The sequence below is a fragment of the Hymenobacter terrigena genome (assembly GCF_054776515.1).
In genome coordinates this window covers 466,379-483,671 of record NZ_BAAHBU010000001.1, presented here as the reverse complement: position 1 = coordinate 483,671, position 17,293 = coordinate 466,379, and the positions used below count along the sequence as shown (strand labels likewise).

Annotated in this window: 19 protein-coding genes, 1 tRNA gene and 1 pseudogene; 8 read left to right on the top strand and 13 right to left on the bottom strand. The window is 63.6% G+C overall.

From position 1 onward, the window contains the following. Positions 1 to 115: 115 nt before the first annotated feature. From ACYU7Q_RS01890 to ACYU7Q_RS01875, 4 genes and pseudogenes are all read left to right on the top strand, one after another. Positions 116 to 286: pseudogene (locus ACYU7Q_RS01890) on the top strand (sensor histidine kinase); the annotation flags it as partial. Positions 287 to 378: 92 nt separating this feature from the next. Further along, positions 379 to 1,035 carry a response regulator transcription factor gene (locus ACYU7Q_RS01885; protein ID WP_460607739.1) on the top strand — a complete coding sequence of 219 codons (657 nt, stop codon included), beginning with the start codon at positions 379 to 381 and terminating at the stop codon, positions 1,033 to 1,035. Between the two features lie 150 nt (positions 1,036 to 1,185). Further along, positions 1,186 to 2,049, top strand: a complete 864-nt coding sequence (locus ACYU7Q_RS01880; RefSeq protein ID WP_460607738.1) for an SDR family oxidoreductase — start codon at positions 1,186 to 1,188, stop codon at positions 2,047 to 2,049. An 89-nt stretch (positions 2,050 to 2,138) separates the two neighbouring features. Continuing rightward, the gene (locus ACYU7Q_RS01875; RefSeq protein WP_460607737.1) at positions 2,139 to 2,396 is read left to right on the top strand and encodes a hypothetical protein; all 258 of its coding nucleotides are present in this window, start codon (positions 2,139 to 2,141) and stop codon (positions 2,394 to 2,396) included. Between the two features lie 78 nt (positions 2,397 to 2,474). Here ACYU7Q_RS01875 and ACYU7Q_RS01870 read toward each other — a convergent pair whose 3' ends face one another. The 8 genes from ACYU7Q_RS01870 to ACYU7Q_RS01835 form a co-directional block, all read right to left on the bottom strand. Beyond that, positions 2,475 to 3,431: a cyanophycinase gene (locus ACYU7Q_RS01870; RefSeq protein WP_460607736.1), complete on the bottom strand. Its 957-nt coding sequence runs from the start codon at positions 3,429 to 3,431 to the stop codon at positions 2,475 to 2,477. Between the two features lie 212 nt (positions 3,432 to 3,643). Continuing rightward, on the bottom strand, positions 3,644 to 4,555 hold the full coding sequence (locus tag ACYU7Q_RS01865) for an isoaspartyl peptidase/L-asparaginase family protein (protein WP_460607735.1): 912 nt from the start codon (positions 4,553 to 4,555) through the stop codon (positions 3,644 to 3,646). 2 nt (positions 4,556 to 4,557) lie between these two features. Next, positions 4,558 to 4,977: a hypothetical protein gene (locus tag ACYU7Q_RS01860; protein ID WP_460607734.1), complete on the bottom strand. Its 420-nt coding sequence runs from the start codon at positions 4,975 to 4,977 to the stop codon at positions 4,558 to 4,560. A gap of 11 nt (positions 4,978 to 4,988) precedes the next feature. Further along, positions 4,989 to 5,375: a hypothetical protein gene (locus ACYU7Q_RS01855; protein WP_460607733.1), complete on the bottom strand. Its 387-nt coding sequence runs from the start codon at positions 5,373 to 5,375 to the stop codon at positions 4,989 to 4,991. Positions 5,376 to 5,426: 51 nt separating this feature from the next. Beyond that, positions 5,427 to 6,185: a thioredoxin domain-containing protein gene (locus ACYU7Q_RS01850; RefSeq protein ID WP_460607732.1), complete on the bottom strand. Its 759-nt coding sequence runs from the start codon at positions 6,183 to 6,185 to the stop codon at positions 5,427 to 5,429. Positions 6,186 to 6,197: 12 nt separating this feature from the next. Next, positions 6,198 to 6,701, bottom strand: a complete 504-nt coding sequence (locus ACYU7Q_RS01845) for a YciE/YciF ferroxidase family protein (protein ID WP_460607731.1) — start codon at positions 6,699 to 6,701, stop codon at positions 6,198 to 6,200. Positions 6,702 to 6,867: 166 nt separating this feature from the next. Next, a complete protein-coding gene (locus ACYU7Q_RS01840; RefSeq protein ID WP_460607730.1) occupies positions 6,868 to 7,152 on the bottom strand; it encodes a KGG domain-containing protein in 285 nt (94 codons plus the stop codon). Between the two features lie 197 nt (positions 7,153 to 7,349). Then, a complete protein-coding gene (locus ACYU7Q_RS01835) occupies positions 7,350 to 7,478 on the bottom strand; it encodes an ATP-binding protein (RefSeq protein WP_460607729.1) in 129 nt (42 codons plus the stop codon). A 32-nt stretch (positions 7,479 to 7,510) separates the two neighbouring features. On the opposite strand from ACYU7Q_RS01835, the gene ACYU7Q_RS01830 reads away from it, so the two are divergent. Further along, entirely contained in the window at positions 7,511 to 7,660 is a 150-nt protein-coding gene (locus ACYU7Q_RS01830; protein WP_460607728.1) for a hypothetical protein, read from the top strand. 492 nt (positions 7,661 to 8,152) lie between these two features. On the opposite strand, the gene ACYU7Q_RS01825 is transcribed toward ACYU7Q_RS01830, so the two are convergent. Both ACYU7Q_RS01825 and ACYU7Q_RS01820 read right to left on the bottom strand, forming a co-directional pair. Continuing rightward, positions 8,153 to 8,240 (bottom strand) — tRNA-Ser (locus ACYU7Q_RS01825). A gap of 118 nt (positions 8,241 to 8,358) precedes the next feature. After that, a complete protein-coding gene (locus tag ACYU7Q_RS01820) occupies positions 8,359 to 9,435 on the bottom strand; it encodes an asparaginase (protein ID WP_460607727.1) in 1,077 nt (358 codons plus the stop codon). Here ACYU7Q_RS01820 and ACYU7Q_RS01815 point away from each other — a divergent pair. Continuing rightward, complete coding sequence (locus ACYU7Q_RS01815) at positions 9,362 to 11,071, top strand: malate:quinone oxidoreductase (protein WP_460607726.1); 1,710 nt, start codon at positions 9,362 to 9,364, stop codon at positions 11,069 to 11,071. The two genes, ACYU7Q_RS01820 and ACYU7Q_RS01815, sit on opposite strands and share 74 nt — an antisense overlap. A gap of 84 nt (positions 11,072 to 11,155) precedes the next feature. Here the strand turns inward: ACYU7Q_RS01815 and ACYU7Q_RS01810 are convergent, their stop codons facing one another. Continuing rightward, positions 11,156 to 11,896, bottom strand: coding sequence for an SDR family oxidoreductase (locus ACYU7Q_RS01810; RefSeq protein WP_460607725.1), 741 nt, complete (start codon positions 11,894 to 11,896; stop codon positions 11,156 to 11,158). Positions 11,897 to 12,019: 123 nt separating this feature from the next. Here ACYU7Q_RS01810 and ACYU7Q_RS01805 point away from each other — a divergent pair, with 123 nt between their 5' ends. Beyond that, a complete protein-coding gene (locus tag ACYU7Q_RS01805; protein WP_460607724.1) occupies positions 12,020 to 12,562 on the top strand; it encodes a GNAT family N-acetyltransferase in 543 nt (180 codons plus the stop codon). A 99-nt stretch (positions 12,563 to 12,661) separates the two neighbouring features. Here ACYU7Q_RS01805 and ACYU7Q_RS01800 read toward each other — a convergent pair whose 3' ends face one another. Beyond that, positions 12,662 to 13,531: an SDR family oxidoreductase gene (locus ACYU7Q_RS01800; protein WP_460607723.1), complete on the bottom strand. Its 870-nt coding sequence runs from the start codon at positions 13,529 to 13,531 to the stop codon at positions 12,662 to 12,664. Between the two features lie 134 nt (positions 13,532 to 13,665). Between ACYU7Q_RS01800 and pncA the strand changes: the two genes are divergently transcribed. Beyond that, entirely contained in the window at positions 13,666 to 14,292 is a 627-nt protein-coding gene (pncA, locus tag ACYU7Q_RS01795) for a nicotinamidase (RefSeq protein WP_460607722.1), read from the top strand. A 13-nt stretch (positions 14,293 to 14,305) separates the two neighbouring features. On the opposite strand, the gene ACYU7Q_RS01790 is transcribed toward pncA, so the two are convergent. Continuing rightward, a complete protein-coding gene (locus ACYU7Q_RS01790) occupies positions 14,306 to 17,197 on the bottom strand; it encodes an endo-beta-N-acetylglucosaminidase (RefSeq protein ID WP_460607721.1) in 2,892 nt (963 codons plus the stop codon). Between the last annotated feature and the right edge of the window lie 96 nt (positions 17,198 to 17,293).

Sequence of the window (17,293 nt, the reverse complement as noted above, 5' to 3'; positions counted from 1 at the left end):
GTGAAAACCCAGCTCTTATTCAGGCTTTCGGCAAGCCCCTGCGCACCTTGCGCAAGTCACACGGTATCAGCCAACAAGTCATGGCCGACGAGGCAGAAATCAGCTAGTCCAAAACATCGTCAAGCACGCCCACGGGGCCACCGCGGCCACGCTGGAGCTGGAAACCATGCCCGGCTGGGTGCTGCTGCGGGCGGAAGACAACGGCGCCGGGTTTGCGGCGGCCCCGGCCGAACGCCCGGGCCTGGGCCTGCGCAGCATCCGTGACCGGGTGGCCCTGCTCGGCGGGCAGCTGCAAGCCGGTTCGGCCGCCGGCGGCGCGTACGTACGCATTCGCATCCCGCTCCCCGATTCGCATCCCGCTGCTGATTCCCCCGCGCCATGCCCCGCCTCTTCCTCGTCGACGACCACGCCGTGCTGCGCCCCGGCCTGCGCGCCCTGTTTCGGCAAGCGCCCACGCTGCAGGTGGTGGGCGAAGCAAACAGCGGCGAACAGCTGCTGGCCCAGCTGCCGGCCACGCCCTGCGACGTGGTGCTGCTCGACCTGCACATGCCCGGCCTCGACGGCCTGGCCACCACCGAGCGGCTGCGCGCCGAGTTCCCCGCCGTGCGGGTGCTCGTGCTCTCGATGGTGGACCACGAGCGGGCCATCGGGCAGGTGCTGGCCGCCGGGGCCAGCGGTTACATCCTGAAAAACGCCGGCCACGACGAAATCATCGTCGGCGTGCGCGCCGTGGCCGCCGGCCGGCGCTTTCTGTGCTCCGAGCTGGGCCTGGCCATGCTCGAGCGCGTGCTCACCTGCGTGCCCGAGCCCCACGCCAAGCCCGCCGGCGGCCTCTCGCCCCGCGAGCAGGAAATCCTGCAGCTCGTGGCCGAGGGCCTGGCCACGGCCCAGATTGCCGACCAGCTCTTCACCAGCCCGCGCACCGTCGAAACCCACCGCCAGAACATCATGGAGAAAACCGGGGCCAAAAACACCGCCGCCCTCATCAAAACCGCCGTCAGCAAAGGCTGGCTGGCCAGACAATTAATATATTGAATAATAATTAGTTATAACATATATTAATTACCTCATCTAGCGGTAAACCCGGAGTTCGCCAATTTATACGGAGGAAAAAACCGTATTAATCTTTCCGACAGTCGCTGGACTGCAAGCGTATAGTTGGCAAGAAACAAGCTCCCAACATCTATGGAAACCAAACCCACTTCGGTGCCGCCCCAACAGCAAGCCCAACAGCCGGGCCTTGAATCCGAAATGCACCCGCAGCCCGAATACATCCGTGCCAATTACCGGGGCAGCGGCAAGCTGCAAGGCAAAGTGGCCCTCATCACGGGCGGCGACTCCGGCATTGGTCGCGCCGTGGCCGTGCATTTTGCCCGCGAGGGCGCCGACGTAGCCATCAGCTTCAGGCCCGAGGAGCAGGCCGATGCAGATGAAACCCGCCAGCTGGTGCAGCAGGAAGGCAGCCGCTGCCTGCTGCTGCCCGGCGACCTACGCAACCCAAAATATTGTGAAGACCTTGTGGAAGAAACGGTTGATGAACTGGGCCAGCTCAACATCGTGGTGAGTAACGCGGCCGAGCAATTCACGAGTACCGACGTGGCCGAGATGCCCAACGAACAGGTCGAAGACACGTTTCAAGTCAACTTTTTTCCGTTGGTGCGGATTGTGAAAGCCGCCGTGCCGCACCTGCACAAAGGCGATTCCATCATTGCCACCTCGTCCATCAACGCCTACCGAGGCAATCAGCAACTGGTCGATTATTCCGCCACGAAAGGGGCCATCACGGCGTATATCCGCTCCATCGCGCAGCAGCTGGCCGACAAAGGTATTCGGGCCAACACCGTCGCGCCCGGACCTATCTGGACGCCGCTTATCCCGGCCAGCTTCCCGCCCGACAAGGTGGCCAAATTCGGCCAAGATACCATCCTGAAGCGCCCTGGCCAGCCATCGGAAGTGGCGCCCGCCTTCGTGTTCCTGGCCTCGGAAGATGCGTCATACATCACGGGGCAGGCCATTCATCCCAACGGTGGTGAGGTGCTGAATACTTAATTCTACTGAAGTCCTGCCTTGGGTTGTTGCCCCATGCGCACGTTCTGCTCTTCGACTTTCATACTCTCTCTTCACATTGCCCCAGCCCCATGCCATTACACCCTGAACTGGCCAAAAAACTCAGCAAAATTTACGAGCCCAAGACCACCATCGACGATGTATTCAAGGGCTACGACATCACCTTCACCACCAACGAGCACGGCGAACCGGTGCTGCTGTTCTTCGGCAAGCGCCGGCCCGACGGCCTCATCGCCGGCGAGCGGTACACGCGCACCATCAAGCGCCAGCCGGGCAGCCTGGAAGTGAAATCGAGCCACTGGGACAACCAGGGCAAAATAATGCGCTAACGCAAAAAGCACGTCCTGCTGAGCTTATCAGAGCAGGGCGTGCTTTCCTTTTCAAACTAGTCGCCTTCGCGCCGGCTGCTATTCCGGCTTCTCCAGCGGCGGCTTGTTGGAGGCGAAGCCGGGCAGGGTGAAGCGCTGCCCCTTGCCCAGCAAGTGCAGGCGCAGGTCACGGATGGAAAAGACCTCGCCGGGCTTCACCTCGGGAATGGTGTTGCCGGTGCATTCGTGGCCATCAAGCAGCACCACGATGCCGTTGCCGAGGACTTCCAGCTCCTGGCCTTTGGTGACGAGTACGGCCGTATCTTCTTCCAGGCCAAGGCCGATGCAACCGGGGTTGGTGGCAATAATCTGGGCCATGCGCACAATGCGGCCCCGGGCAATGAAGTGCGTGTCGACGGCCACGTCGCGCAGCAGTTGCAGGCCGGTGGTGATGTGGATTTCGTCTTTCACAAAGCCGGCGTCGTTGCGGCCCTGGTAAATCATGGGCGTGCTCATGGCCGTGGCACCGGCGCTGGTGCCCGCAATGATAATGGGCTCGCGCAGGTAGCGCTCGGTGAGGCGCTCGAGCACCAGCGTGCCGCCGAGCAGCGCCGTGAGTCGCAGCTGGTCGCCCCCCGTGAACATGACGCCGTCGGCCCGGTTCAGCATGTCCAGCGCTTCCACGCTGTTGGCCTGCTCGCGGCTTTGCACGTTGAGCACTTCGACGTGTTTGAGACCAAGGCTATTAAATAGGTCGACGTACTCCTGGGCCGATTCTTCGGGCGATTCTGAAGCGGTGGGAATGACGACAATAGTGCCCTTTTTGGGCAGCTCATCCACGAAGCGCTGCAGGATAAATTCGGGCGATTGTTCGTGCGAGGGGCCGGCTTTTTCGCGCTGCTCGTGGCCGCCGATGAGCAGCAGCTTGCCTTTAGGCGTAGGGAACAGGCTGGGCATGAGGAAGAAAAAGGATTGAAAAGGGCAGCTAAGCTGCCCGGCACCGGCACCCCAGCTGGCCCACGCCAGTGGAGCGTCGGTGGTGGAAAAACGGGGCACGGCAGCTGGTGTGAGTTGCCCACCGCCCCAGTTTATCGCCGCCCGGTTGAAGTGGGCAGTGATAAGCTCAAAGAATTTTACGGCGCAGCGGAAAAGCGAATAGCGCCAGAAATACGGATTTTGGGGTTCGGGAAATGCGTATTTGAGGCCGGGCGCGGGCGGGAAAAACAGCACGTCATGCTTCGCTATGCGCTGCTTTCCCGCCCGCGCGGCTACTCGTCCTTCCACATGGCCACCACGGGCTCGCCGGTGCCCACGCGGTAGGCGCGGCGCATAAGGTTGGTGTTGAATTCCAGCGCAATGTTGCCGTGTTTATCGATGGCAATCATGCCTTTGTCGCCTTTCAGCTCGTCGTCGCGCAGGGCGATGGCGGCCTGGCAGGCTTCGGCCAGCGGCAGGCCTTTGTATTTCACCAGCGCATGGACTTCGTGGGCCAGCGCGCCGCGGATAATCACCTCACCGTCGCCGGTGCAGGACACGGCGCAGGCGTCGTTGCTGGCGTAGGTGCCGCCCCCGATGATGGGGCTGTCGCCCACCCGGCCCTTCAGCTGGCCCTCGATGCCGCCGGTGCTGGTGGCCACGGCCAGGTTGCCATCTTGGTCGAGGGCCACGGCGCCCACCGTGTCGTGCATGGCCATAGCCCCCTCTTTCTGAACGATATTCAGCCATTGCTGGCGGGTTTTCTCGGTGAGAAAATAGCTGGGCGGCTTCACGGCGAGGCCTTTTTCGAGGGCCAGCTCCAGGGCGCCCAGCTCGGCGAGGCAAACGTGGGGGCTGTGCTCCATCACGGCGCGGGCCAGGCTGATGGGGTTTTGCACGTAGGGCACGGCGCTCACGGCGCCCGCTTTCAGGTGGCGGCCGTCCATGATGGCGGCGTCCATCTTCACCTCGCCCTGCTGGGTGAGGCCGCTGCCGCGCCCGGCGTTGAAGTGCTCATTGTCTTCGAGGAAGCGCACCACGGCCTCCACAGCGTCAAGGGCAGGGCCGCCCCGGTGCAGAATTTCCCAGCCGGCATGCAGGGCTTCGGCCAGGCCTTCGCGCTGGGCGGCTTCTTCTTCCGGGCTGAGTTCGCCGGGGTTCATGGTCACGGCACCGCCGTGAATTACCAGAGCGTATTTTTTCATGCTTAGATGTGGCCGATGGGGGTGAGCTGCCAGAGCTGCCCGCACCCGGTGGGCAGGCACTGCAGGCGGTAGTAGCCGCGCAGCAGCTGGCCGTTAAAATTGAGCCGGAGCACGCCCTGGGCTAGCTCGTGGCGCAGGGTGGCCGTGGTGCCGGGCCGGGCCGAAGCCAGTTGCATGGTGCCGGTTTCGACGCAGGCCAGAGCTCCGAGCATGGGCGAAGCCGACAGCAGCCACAGCAGCACGGGGCGCTTGGCCAGCTGCTTCAGGGGCATGGGCACCACCCAGTGGGCCTGGCTGCCTTGGTCGTCTTCCAGCGCCAGCTCGTAGTAGGAGGGCATTTCGCGCGAGTTGCGCACGGCAAACGAGAGGCCGGGCGTGGCGGCCAGGACTGCCTCGTCGGCGTAGGTGAGGGTGGGATTCATAGCGTGTAAGATTAGGAAAGAACAGACCGGCTTATTACGAGTCTTAAGCTCGGCATAGCGACGCAAAAAAGACGGATTTTACGGGGGTTATTCCGGTTTTGTATTGCGGGTTCTACGCACTGGCGGCCTTCAGGCGCGGTGCCACTCCCCGTTTTGCAGCCAGCAGAGCAGTCGGTGGCGGCTCTGCCCTCGCGCAGCACCCAGTTGCCGGGGCGGCCCAGCCACTGCAGGCGGCCGTTGGGGCCGGCGGCCCGGGCAATGTTGAGGGAGTGCACGTCCAGCACGTCGGTATCGGGCGAGACGTGCTGCACGCGCAGGTGCTCCACGTAGTCGAGTGTGAGCTTGCCGGCATCGAGGCAGCTGGGGTGCAGGGCCAGGTTATGGGCGGGCGAGGCCATGGCGGCCGACGGGTACAGCAGGCCATCAAACGCCCGGCCCAGCTGGCAAGCCTAGGCCACGGCAATGGAGAGGCGATAGTGGTGCTGGTTGTCGTCGGCCACGGTACGGGTGAAGGTGCTGGTGAGAAAGGTGGCCAGCGCGCGGGTTTCGGCGGGTAGTTGGGCCAGGGCCTGGTGCAGGGCCTTTTCGCGGTCGGAGTGCGGGTCGTCGGCGCAGGTGTCGGCGTAGCCGAAGCTGAGGATGCGCAGCGGCTGCCGCGGCTGCCAACAGCTGATGACGATGCCGTCGCCGGGCCGCACGCGGGCCTCGAAAAACGGTGGGTGCCAGGTGGCGCTGCAATAGAACATGGGCGCCCCGGCCCGGTTGGCGCGCTCGTCGTGGCGCACCGCCTCGGGCGGCGGGTACGACACATCGGCCACCCGTGCGGGCAGTTCCTCGCCCGGAATGCCGCGGTAGAGCAGCCGGCCGGGGGCCAGCTCATCGGCCACGGCGGCCAGCACCTCGGGGCGGGCCACGTTGCGGCCGGGTCGCCCCGCGGCATCGGCCACCGCGTGCAGGTACCGCTCGCCGGCCTGCGCGCCTTGCCGCTCGGCGCACTTCACCGCCAGGCAGGCGGGGTACGACGCGACGGAGGGGCCGCCCAGGCGGTAGCGCCAGGCAAACCGGTGGCCGAACTCGGCCCGCAGCCGCTGCCAGTGCGGCTCAAAGGCCCGGCTTTGCGGACAAAGCGGGTCGGTGTAGCACTCGAGCAGCACGGGCCGGGCCGGGGGCGGGTTTAGCGAAGCGGGCAGTTCTACCGCGTGTTCCATCAGCAGTAGCTTTTATGAAGAGCTCAGGGCTTTCTCATCGATGCAGTTGATGGCCAGCTGGTTCAGCAATTCATCGGCGTTTTTCTCCTCGGCCAGCGTGGCACCCAGGGTGTCGGCCGCCCCGGCAAAGCCCAGGCGCTTGGCAAAGTGCACTACCGTGCCGTATTGGGCGATTTCGAAGTGCTCCACGCCCTGCGCGGCGCTGATGATGGCGGCGTCCCGCACCTCGTCGGAGGCACGCAGGGCCATCAGCTGCTCGCCTTCCTCAATCAGGCCCTTCATGGCTTTGCAGCTGGGGCCGTTCAGGTTCATGTCGAGGCTTTTGGCCACTTGTTCGAGGCGGACAACGTGGTTTTCGGTTTCGCGCAGGTGCATTTCCAGCCCCATTTTCAGCTGGGGGTCGGTGGCCTTGGCGGCCATCTTGGGCAGAGCTTTGACGAGCTGATTTTCAGCGTCGTACAAACCTTGTAGCTTGATTTCGAGCAAGCCTTCAAGGGATTCTATTTTATCGAACATGGGAAAGGGAATAAAAGGGTGAAATGAAACCAGGGAATGTGCCGGCCCGCCAACATCCGACGGGCGGCACATTTGCATAAAAAGCCCGTGGAGTATACCCAGGGGCTTTTTCACGGCTGAGTGCCGGGCGGCTGGCGCCATTGGTCAATTCCCACCAGGGCGCGGGCTAGCGGTTGCCGCCGCGGCTCTTTTCGCCGCCTTTGCGGCCGGCCTCGCGGGCCTCTTCCGACGTAAACTCGTGGCCCTTGCCACTCTCATGCGAGGCTTTGCTGCCTTCGCTGGCAATGCGGCGCTGCTCCTCGGGGTCCATGGCAGCAAAGCCCCGGCTGCCCTGATTACTGCCTTGGTTGCCACCCTGGCCTTTCTGCGCTTTGGCCTCGCCGCCTTTGCGGCCGGCTTCGGCGTGCTGCTGGGAGTTGCCGCCGCGGGTGTTTTTCTGGTTGTCTGCCATGAGTGATAAGCGTTAAAAGTGAACGATGATTACCCCTCTCTAACGACGCCACTTGGCCCAACGGTTACGCCAAAATGACTATAATCCACTACATAACAATCAATTGGTGGTTTATCCGGAGGGCGACTACGTAGCTTTCGCCGCGGCTGCGTAGTTGCTGCACCCGGCTCCGCATTGCAGCCGGCGACCCGGCTGGCTCAGTGCAGCTCCACGAAAAAGCAGGTGCCCGTGCCCTCCTGGCTTTCCACCCACAGCTTGCCGCGGTGCAGCTGCACAATCTGGCGGGTAATGAACAGGCCCAGACCCGTGGCCGCTTCGCCCCCCACGCCGGGGCGGGCCGCGGGGCTGAACTTCTGCCGTGTTTCAGTACCACCCCGGCAAGCGCAGACTCACCGATTTGCAGGCCCTGCTCACCCATACCCGCAACCTGCTCAACCGCAACCAGTGGCACCGGCTGCTCGGCGACCAGCGCCGCATGTCGCCCTTCACCGAAGAAGAAAGCGCCTAGATAAGCACGTACTGGCTCGACAGCAGCCGCCAGCGCCCCGGTGGCATTTACGGCGCCATCATCCTGGCCCACGACGTTTTTGCCCGCTTGGCTATGAACCAGGTCATGCACGAATCCAAGGCCTCGGCCCTTACCTACCGCCTTTTTGAAAGCGAAGAAACCGCCGTGGCCTGGCTTCGGCAGGTAGCCTAGCGCCGGCCCTCCACGCGCCCCTGATGAGGACCCCGCCCGTGGTTCTTACCTGTATTTTCATCAAAAAGGCCCTGAACCAATTTCCGCCGACATACTTTGACTTGGTTATGCCGACCGGGATTTTGTCTTTGGTGGTCCAAGAGTGGGAGCTGAAAGCCCTGGGCGAAGCGCTATTCTACGTCAATCTGGTCGTGTAAATGAATAAAAATGAGAAGAGGGGATATATTTCACAACCTGTCCCCCACTTGTCCCGTGAAAAAGCAAATACCCCGTTCCTACATTGGGAAACGGGGTATTTTGTTGAGAGGATGGGATTCGAACCCACGATGAGCTTGAGACCCATACACACTTTCCAGGCGTGCTCCTTCGACCACTCGGACACCTCTCAAGGTTTGTGGTTGATGGGGCAAAGATAGAGCAACTACGCTGGCCGGGCAAGCAGAATGTAGCGTGGACTCTGCGAGTCCGCGCGTGCTCCATTCGACGCGTAGACTCGCAGAGGCACGCTACAGCGTGATTTCTCCTCGTAAGTTGGTGGCCAGCAGCTCGCGGGTGCGGGCCTCGCTCACGCCCAGGCCCAGCACGAACATGAGCTTGGTTACGGCTGCCTCGGTCGTAATATCCTCGCCGCCCACGATGCCCATTTCTGCGAAGCGGGCGCTGGTTTCGTACTTGCCCTGCACCACTCGGCCTTCCTCGCACTGGCTCACGTTGAGGAGCCACACGCCGCGTCGGCGGGCTTCGGCCAGGCAATTGAGGAACCACTCAGCGGTGGGCGCGTTGCCCGAACCGTAGGTTTCGAGCACGCAGCCGCGCAGGCCCGGCACACTCAGCACGGCCGACACCACCGCCTCGGTGATGCCGGGAAACAGCGGCAGCACGGCCACGCCGCTTTCAAGCTGCTGGTGCACGGTGAGCCGTGCGCCGGGCAGCAGACGAATGCTTTTGTCATCGAATTCCAGCCCAATGCCGGCGCGGGCCAGCGGCGGGTAATTTTCGCTCTTGAAGGCCGCAAACTGCTGGCTTTCGACCTTTTTGGCTCTGGTTCCTCTGATAAGTACGTCGTTAAAAAACACGCACACTTCGGGCACGCGCACGGTGCCGGCGCGGGGATGCCGCGCCGCCGCAATTTCCAGCGCCGTGATGAGGTTGCGCTGGGCATCGGAGCGGTTGGCCCCCACCGGCACCTGCGCCCCGGTGAACACCACCGGCTTGCCCAGGTGCTCCAGGATGTAGCTCAGCGCCGCTGCCGAGTAGGCCATGGTATCGGTGCCGTGCAGCACCACAAAGCCATCGAAATCAGCATAGTGCCGGTCGATAAGCTGCGCCAGAAACAGCCAGTCGGCGGGCGTCACGTTGCTGCTGTCGATGGGTTCGGGCAGGCTCAGCAGCTCCAGCCGGAAGGTCAGGCGCTTGAGTTCGGGCATCTTGCGGTCGAGCCGACCGAACTGCATGGGCACCAGGCCGCCGCTGCGGTTGAAGGCCATGCCCACCGTGCCGCCGGTATAAATGATGAGCAGGCGCGGGGCGGTGGCATCGGCGCGAGTGGGCAGGGGCAGCAGGGGCAGGTCGAGGTCGGGCATGGGTGGGAGGCGGGCCGCAAGCGAGTGGGGGCGTCACGGGTTGGCGAAGGTAGGGCGCTTGATTTTTTCCCCAACAAACAGCCCCGCTTCCCTGTCCGCCGTATTGCCTGCGGCACTCTTACCTATTATCATGAATTCAACCGACTCCTCCCCTGCCAAACCCGTTTCCGACGTCATCATCATCGGCGCGGGCATCATGAGCGCCACGCTCGGCGTGCTACTGAAAGCGCTTGACCCCAGTCTCACCATCAGCGGCTACGAGCGGCTCGATGCCGTGGCCGCCGAAAGCTCCGACGCCTGGAATAATGCCGGTACCGGCCATTCGGCTTTCTGCGAGCTCAACTACACGCCCGAGCGGCCCGATGGCTCGATTGATATTAGTAAAGCCGATAAAATTGCCGAGCAGTTCGAGCTCAGCAAGCAGTTCTGGGCCTCGCTGGTGCAGGAAGGCCAGTTGCCCGACCCCACGGCCTTTATCCACAGCATCCCGCACATGAGCTTCGTGTGGGGCGCGGCCAACGTGGAATACCTGCGCAAGCGCCACGCCGCGCTGCTGCACTCGCCGCTGTTTCAGGGCATGGAATTCAGCACCGACCCGAAGCAGATTGCCGAGTGGATTCCGCTGGTGATGGCCGGCCGCGACCCCGCCCAGCCGGTGGCCGCCACCCGCATGGCGGTGGGCACCGACGTTAATTTCGGGGCCCTCACCCGGGCGCTTTCCGATTACCTCAAAGGCCTGCCGGGCGTGGACCTGCACCTGGGCCACGAGGTGGAGAGCTTCAAGCGCAAGGAAGACGGCATCTGGCGGCTCAAAGTCCGCAACCTGGCCACCGGCCAGAAGGTGGTGGCACGGGGCCGCTTCGTGTTCATCGGGGCGGGCGGCGGTTCACTGCCGCTGCTGGAAAAATCGGGCATTCCGGAGGCCAACGGTTTCGGCGGCTTCCCCGTGAGCGGGCAGTGGCTGAAGTGCCAGAACCCGGCCGTGATTGCCCGGCACGAGGCCAAAGTATACGGCAAGCCCGCCGTAGGCTCGCCGCCCATGTCGATGCCCCACCTCGACACGCGCCAGATAAACGGCCGCAAAGAGTTGCTGTTCGGACCTTATGCCGGCTTCAGCACCAAGTTTTTGAAGAAGGGCTCGTACACCGATTTGTTTAAATCCATCGAGCTGGGCAACATCCGGCCGCTGCTCTACGCCGGGGCGCGCAACCTGGGCCTCACCAAATACCTCATCGGCCAGGTGCTGCAAACGCCCCAGGAGCGCACCGCCGCCCTGCGCGAGTATTACCCCGAAGCCAACCCCGACGACTGGCAGCTCGAAGTGGCCGGCCAGCGCGTGCAGGTTATTAAAAAAGACAAGAAGCAGGGTGGCGTGCTCGAATTTGGCACCGAGATAGTGACTTCGGCCGACGGCTCTATTGCGGCGCTGTTGGGGGCTTCGCCGGGCGCCAGCACAGCCGTGGCCATCATGCTGGAACTGGTGCAGAAGTGCTTCCCCGCGCGCGCCGCCTCGCCCGAGTGGCAGGCCCGGTTCCGGCAGTTGGTGCCCTCCTTCGGCCAGAAGCTGGCCGATAATCCGGCCTTGGCCGCCGCCGTGCGCGAGCACAGCCGCGAGGTGCTGCGGCTGGAGGCGTAACGATAATGATTAATGGTCAGTGGTTAATGATTAATGGCAAGCCCACCATTAATCATTAACCACTGACCATTAATCATTATCAAACTACCGGTTGTTCATCACCCGAAACTGCTCGTCCAACTCGGCCCGCGAGGCCAGGCGCGACTTCTCGGAACTTCCATAGCCCACTTCCTGCTCGCCGGCCGCCAGGCGCGCCATCACCGAATCGGCAAATTCGTCCACGTTCACGCCGAAGGTGTGCAGCCCCGGCCCGCCGAGGTCGGTATCCACGGCCGGAGGCACGATTTCGAGCACCGAAATGCCCATCGGGGCCAGCTGGTGGCGCAGCGAAAGCGTGAAGGAATGCAGCGCCGCCTTGGTGGCGCTGTAAATCGGCACAAAGGCGGCCGGCGCAAACGACAGACCCGAGGTGACGTTGATGATGGCCGCGCCCGGCCGCTGGCGCAGGTGCGGCACCAGCAGCGTGACCAGGTGGATGGGCGCTTCCACGTTGATAACCAATTCCTCGCGGCGCTGCTCCCAGTCGGTAGCGGCATCGTCGGCCAGCTGGATGCGGTTTTGGATGCCGGCGTTGTTCACCAGCACGTTGAGGGCGGGGTATTCGGCGGTGGCCCAGCGCACCAGCTCGAGCCGTTCGGCCACGTCTGCGATGTTGGCCTGGCGCGTAATCAGGCCGGGGTAACGCTGCTGGGCTTCGGCCAGCTTATCGGCCCGCCGGCCTACGATGATGACGGTGCTGCCGGCCCGCAGAAAACGGACGGCCAGCGCCAGACCGATGCCCGAGGCCCCGCCGGTGAGCAGGATGGTGTTGGTGGCTAAGTTCATGAAAAGAAATAGAGGATTTGAGAAGCAGGCGGCTAACAAGCCAGCGGCCCGGTTGGTTAGCAAGGCAGCCCTGCGGGGCCTTAACTTGCGGGCTTATCGGCCCGGCTCCTCCCCTTTTGAAATATGATTAAACTGGAACCCTTCACCTCCGACGATTTCACCCAACTCATGGAATGGGTCGACGACGAGCGGCTGATGAAAGAGTGGAGTGGCTCGATGTTTTCCTTCCCGCTCACCAAGGCCGGCCTGAGCTGGTACGTGGAGGGCGCCAACGACGTGAATGACCCCAACGTCTTCATCTACAAAGGCGTGGATTCCAAAACCGGCGTCACCGTCGGGCACATTTCGCTGGGCGGCATTAGCGAGCGCGACCGGGCCGGCCGCATTACGCGGGTGCTGGTGGGCAACACCACCGAGCGCCGCCGGGGCATCTGCCAGGGCATGGTGAAGGCGCTGCTGCGCATCGGGTTTGAGGACCTGAAATTGCACCGCATCAGCCTGGGCGTCTACGATTTCAACCATGCGGCCATCAATTGCTACCTCAAGTGCGGCTTCCGGCAGGAAGGCGTGATGCGCGACGTGGTGCGCCACGGCGAAGGCTACTGGACGCTCATAGAAATGGGCATTCTGGAGGACGAGTGGCGGGCGCTGCACCCGGTCGCTTAGCAGGTCGTTGTCATTCCGACGAAGGAGGAATCTGAGGGAAGCCATTCAAGCAGTTTTTCTCAGATTCCTCCTTCGTCGAAATGACAGGCTTGCAGTGGCTTAATCCAGAAACCTCGTTCCCGTCAGCACCTCGCTCAGAGCCCAGAGCCGCGCGGCATTTTCGGGCGTATTGAAGGCATGCTTCACGGGTTCGGCCTTTTTCTCGTCGAAATACCCGCCGCTGATGGCCGCCACCTCGGGCGCGGAGGCCAGGAAAATGCTGGTTTCGGCACCCTTTGCCACCGAAATCATGAAGGGACGACCTAGCTGCGTAAGGAAGCCCATCAGCCCACCCGAGCCGTTGCCGAAACCGCTGGCCACCACACCGGGGTGTAGTACGTTGGTGGTAACGTTGGCGATGCCGTGGGTGCGCAGGCGGCGGGCCAGCTCCTGCGTAAACATGATGTTGTAGAGCTTGGTGTTGGCGTACACGCGCAAGCCGCCGTAGCCCCGCGTCGACTGAAAATCAGCCAAATCGGGCCGGGCAATGCGGTAGACTTTCGAAGCCACGTTGACCACGCGAGCGGCGGGGCTGGCCCGGAGCTTGTCAAACAACAGGGCCGTGAGCAGGAACGGGCCGAGGTGGTTGGTGGCGACGCCCAGCTCGTTGCCATCGGGCGAGAGCTGGCGCTCGGAGCCAAAAATCAGCCCGGCGTTATTCACCAGCACGTCGAGGCGCGGGTAGCGGGCGTTGAACTCGGCGGCGGCGCGGCGCACCTGGCCTAGGTCGGCGAGGTCGGCCAGCAGCACGTCCACCCTATCGTGACCGGCTGCAGCTTTGATTTCCTGCTGGGTGGCGGCGGCTTTTTCGGCGCTACGAGCCAGGATGACGACGTGGGCACCCATTCTGGCCAGCTCGGTGGCCGTAACGGTACCAATGCCGGACGTGGCCCCGGTGACGAGTATTATCTGGTTTTGAAGGTCGGGCATGGGGAGTGAGCGTAAGTTCGTTTTCGGATAAACGTAACTACGGGCCAAATGCTTGGTTTATTTATGCAAAACGTCCTGCGACGTGCCGACGGAGCCTGACGTTCTTTTGCCTTTCGCCACCCCTTCCCCTGCCCATGAAAGCACTCCTGCTCATCGATATTCAAAACGATTTTCTGCCCGGCGGCCAGTTGGCCGTGCCCGCGGGCGACGCCATCATTCCGCTGGTGAATGAGTTACAGCCGCGCTTCGACCTGGTGATCGCAACGCAGGACTGGCACCCGGCCGGCCACGAAAGCTTCGCCAGCAGCCACGCCGGCCGCAATCAGTTCGAGCAGATTAACCTGCACGGATTGCCCCAGGTGCTCTGGCCCGACCACTGCACGCAGGCCAGCAACGGCGCCGAACTAGCCCCAGCCCTGCATATCGAGCGCATTGAAGCCATTTTTCGCAAGGGCATGAACCCGGCAATCGACAGCTACAGCGCGTTTTTCGACAACGGCCACCGCAAAAGCACCGGCCTGGCCGACTACCTGCGCGGCCGGGGCGTGACCGAGGTTTTCGTGGCCGGTCTGGCCGCCGATTACTGCGTCTACTACTCCGCCCTGGATGCGCTGGAAGCCGGTTTCTCCACCACCGTCATCACCGACGCCACCCGCGCCATTTCGGCCGAGGGCTGGACGACGGCGCAGGCCGATTTGCAAGCAAAAGGGGCTCACCTCGCGGCGAGCCCCTCCCTGCTATCAATGCCAGCGGCATCCTGATTTAAAGCATTTTCTACGGTTTAAGCAGCTTCACGGTGGCGGTGCCGCTGGCCGTGCTGGCGCGCAGCAGGTAAACGCCTGCCGCGCCGGGCAGCGGCACGCTGAGGTGGCTAGCGGCACTGGCCGGCACCGTTTGGCGCCACACCACAGCGCCCAGCGCGTTGCTCACCTGCAGCGTTACGGGCTGGTTTTGGGCACCTTGAATTTCGATTTCGGCCCGGCCGCCGGGCACGGGATTGCCGAAAACCTGCACTTGCAGACCAGTGGCCGAGGCCGAGCGCGTGGCCGTGGCCGTGGCGCACTGCGTGGGCACGTCGAGCGACCAGTCGCTGGCGGCCATGTTGGTTAGGGTGCCGGGGTGGCCGTGGCCGCTAACGTCGGCAGCCGTCAGGTTGGGCGAGTCGTTGCACTTCCAGTAGGCGGCCAGGGCGGTGCTGGTGGCAGGCACGCCGCAGGCATTGGCAGCCACTTCAGCAGCGGTGAGGGCGCGGGTCCAGGCGCGCACTTCGTCGAGGCGACCGTCGAGGCCGCGCGAGGCCGCGTAGTTGCGGGCTAATGTGAAGGGGGCGTTGGCCGTCAGGCTGCCGCTGGCGGCTTGAGAATTATCGAGCACACCGTTGACATAGAGCCGTAGCGTGGTGCCGTCGTAGGTGCCCGCCAGGTGCGTCCACTGCCCGGCGGTAAGGCGCGCTACCGAGGCCACTTTGCGGGTGCTGCCGCCAATCTGGGCCACAAACTGCACCTGGCTGGCGTCGATGCCGGCATCGCCGAGGCGCAGCATCAGCGTGTTCACGCCGCCGTCTTCGATGCCCATCAGGCTGGAAATGTAGGGCGAGGTGGTTTTGAACGAGTTGGGTTTAACCCAGCATTCGAGGCTGAAGGCCGCGCCACTCATATTGATGATGCCGGCGTCGACGTACTTGCTCAGGCCGTCGAAGCTGAGGGACGTGTTGCTGCCTGCGGCCGGGGCCGTAAGCACGGTGATGTAGGCCGGACGGGTGAGCACGTTCTGGCCGGCCGCGTTGCTGGCCGTGAGCGTTACGGCGTAGATGCCGGCGGTGGCGTAGGTGGCGGTGGCGTGCACGGCGGTGCTGCTGGCGGGCGTGGCGCCGGGCAGTGTCCAGGCGTAGCTGGTGGCGTTGGTAGATGAATTGGCGAAGGTGACGGGCTGGCCCGTGAGCACGGTGGTGGCGGTGGCCGCGAAGTTGGCTACCGGGGCCACGGCGGCGGGCGTGCCGTTGTACAGTTTCAGCTTGCCCAGGTTGAAGCGATAGGCCGTCAGGGCCGTGGCCGAGGTGGCCTGCACGCCGATGATGGCCAGCTCGCGGTTGGCGTAGGCGGCCAGGGGAACGGTGGTGCTGGCCCACAGCGTATCGGCCAGGGCCGGCACGTTCACGTATTCGGGCGTGGTCAGGTTGTCGCTGAAATATAGGGCCAGGCGGGTGCTGCTGGCGCCGGCGGCCAGGCCTTTGTAGGTGAGGTCAAGGTTGGTGGTGGCGGTGATGGGCAGCTTGGTTTGGTAGAGTTTGACGGTGGTACTGGCTCCGGCGGCCAGGCTGCCGGCCAGTTTCACGCTGGTGCCGCCGTACCAGGCGCGGCTGAAATCGAAGCCCACGCTGACGGTAGCCGCGCCGGTGCGCGCCCACTGCCACGACGGCAGGATGGCCTGCTTGGCCATGTCGGTCCAGCCCTTCACGGCCACGGCGCCGTTGTTGGCGAAAATCTTGCCCTGGCCCACGCAGAAGTTGGTTTCAAACGGCAGCGCCGTGATGGCGCAGCGCACCGGCTGGTAGTAGCCGAAGCCCTGCCAGCCGCTGGCGTCGGCGGTGGTGATGTCAAGGTCATCGCCGGCGAAGAGGCGTACCTCGGTGTTGTAGAAGTTCTGGTAGTCGGCCGGGTTGCTGTTGAAGTTGTTCAGGCCGCCGTTGAAGGTGAGGTTGGGGGCGAACACGGCCAGCGAGGTGCGCGGGGTGGCGGGGTTGTTGCCGGTGTAGTAGTTGCCCAGCCAGGTGGTGCTGTTGAAGAGCTGCTGAGGGTTACGGCCCGGCCAGATGTCGGCCCCGCTGTACACATCGAACGGGCTGCGGCCGATGCTGGCGGCCGTGGTCACGGCGGTGTTGATGGCCGTGGCACCCGACCAGAAATAGTTGGTGAACATGGCGTCGCTCACGCGGTCGGGGCCGCTTTGCAGCAGCGGGGAGTTGCTGGTGTTCAGCGTGTTCTGATACGACACCACGCCGCTGGGCAGCATGGCATCGTACCAGTGAATTTCCATCCCGGCCGGCCGAATGGCTTGCAGCTGCTTGAGCAGGTTAATCAGCTCGGCGGCCTGGGCCGTGGTCAGGCGCGATTCTTCGTTGAAAAACCAGCCGTCGAAGCCGTAGTAATTGGCCACATCCACCAGTTTTTGCGCACCGATGTAGTTGCCGGCCGCATCTTTCTGGGTGAGGGTGACAAAGCCCGGCCCATCGGTGAAAATGGTGCCGATAATCTTCACACCATTGCGGTGTGCGGCCTCCACCCACGGCCGACACGGAATGCCCACCGGGCTGGCAAACCACGTCAGCACATCGATATACTGCCAATGGGTAAAGTTGTAGAGGTTGAACTGGGGCTGCTCGTTGAGGTAGCCCACAAAGTTGTTCATGCCATCGGGGCACCAGTTCACCTTGGAGCTGAAGCTCTGATTGGGGTTGAGCTGGGGGGCCAGCGAATTCTGGCGGGTGGCCAGAGGCACGGTGCTCACGTTGGCCGGCACGGCGGTGGGGCCGGTGCTGGTCCAGGCCATGAGCTGGGCTGGGGTGAGGGTGGTGTACTGGGCGGCCGGCTCAATCTGGGCCTGCGCGACGAGGGTGGCCGCTAGCAGCGTCAGCAGCAGGCAGAATCGGGAGTAGCAGTGTTTCATGGGGTGGTAATGGGGTAGTGAGGGGGTGGATGGGGAAGCCGGGGCTCAGCAACCCCACGGCAAGGTAAAGCCCAACCACTCACGCCCCTACCCTGC

Excerpts from the sequence above, each read along its gene's own strand:
- ACYU7Q_RS01790 (WP_460607721.1), bottom strand. The coding sequence starts at position 17,197 with ATGAAACACTGCTACTCCCGATTCTGCCTGCTGCTGACGCTGCTAGCG.
- ACYU7Q_RS01850 (WP_460607732.1), bottom strand. The coding sequence starts at position 6,185 with ATGGAACACGCGGTAGAACTGCCCGCTTCGCTAAACCCGCCCCCGGCC.
- ACYU7Q_RS01810 (WP_460607725.1), bottom strand. The coding sequence starts at position 11,896 with ATGAACTTAGCCACCAACACCATCCTGCTCACCGGCGGGGCCTCGGGC.
- ACYU7Q_RS01855 (WP_460607733.1), bottom strand. The coding sequence starts at position 5,375 with ATGGCCTCGCCCGCCCATAACCTGGCCCTGCACCCCAGCTGCCTCGAT.
- ACYU7Q_RS01815 (WP_460607726.1), top strand. The coding sequence starts at position 9,362 with ATGATGAGCAGGCGCGGGGCGGTGGCATCGGCGCGAGTGGGCAGGGGC.
- ACYU7Q_RS01865 (WP_460607735.1), bottom strand. The coding sequence starts at position 4,555 with ATGAAAAAATACGCTCTGGTAATTCACGGCGGTGCCGTGACCATGAAC.
- ACYU7Q_RS01875 (WP_460607737.1), top strand. The coding sequence starts at position 2,139 with ATGCCATTACACCCTGAACTGGCCAAAAAACTCAGCAAAATTTACGAG.
- ACYU7Q_RS01840 (WP_460607730.1), bottom strand. The coding sequence starts at position 7,152 with ATGGCAGACAACCAGAAAAACACCCGCGGCGGCAACTCCCAGCAGCAC.
- ACYU7Q_RS01880 (WP_460607738.1), top strand. The coding sequence starts at position 1,186 with ATGGAAACCAAACCCACTTCGGTGCCGCCCCAACAGCAAGCCCAACAG.
- pncA (WP_460607722.1), top strand. The coding sequence starts at position 13,666 with ATGAAAGCACTCCTGCTCATCGATATTCAAAACGATTTTCTGCCCGGC.
- ACYU7Q_RS01885 (WP_460607739.1), top strand. The coding sequence starts at position 379 with ATGCCCCGCCTCTTCCTCGTCGACGACCACGCCGTGCTGCGCCCCGGC.
- ACYU7Q_RS01820 (WP_460607727.1), bottom strand. The coding sequence starts at position 9,435 with ATGCCCGACCTCGACCTGCCCCTGCTGCCCCTGCCCACTCGCGCCGAT.
- ACYU7Q_RS01860 (WP_460607734.1), bottom strand. The coding sequence starts at position 4,977 with ATGAATCCCACCCTCACCTACGCCGACGAGGCAGTCCTGGCCGCCACG.
- ACYU7Q_RS01800 (WP_460607723.1), bottom strand. The coding sequence starts at position 13,531 with ATGCCCGACCTTCAAAACCAGATAATACTCGTCACCGGGGCCACGTCC.
- ACYU7Q_RS01805 (WP_460607724.1), top strand. The coding sequence starts at position 12,020 with ATGATTAAACTGGAACCCTTCACCTCCGACGATTTCACCCAACTCATG.
- ACYU7Q_RS01845 (WP_460607731.1), bottom strand. The coding sequence starts at position 6,701 with ATGTTCGATAAAATAGAATCCCTTGAAGGCTTGCTCGAAATCAAGCTA.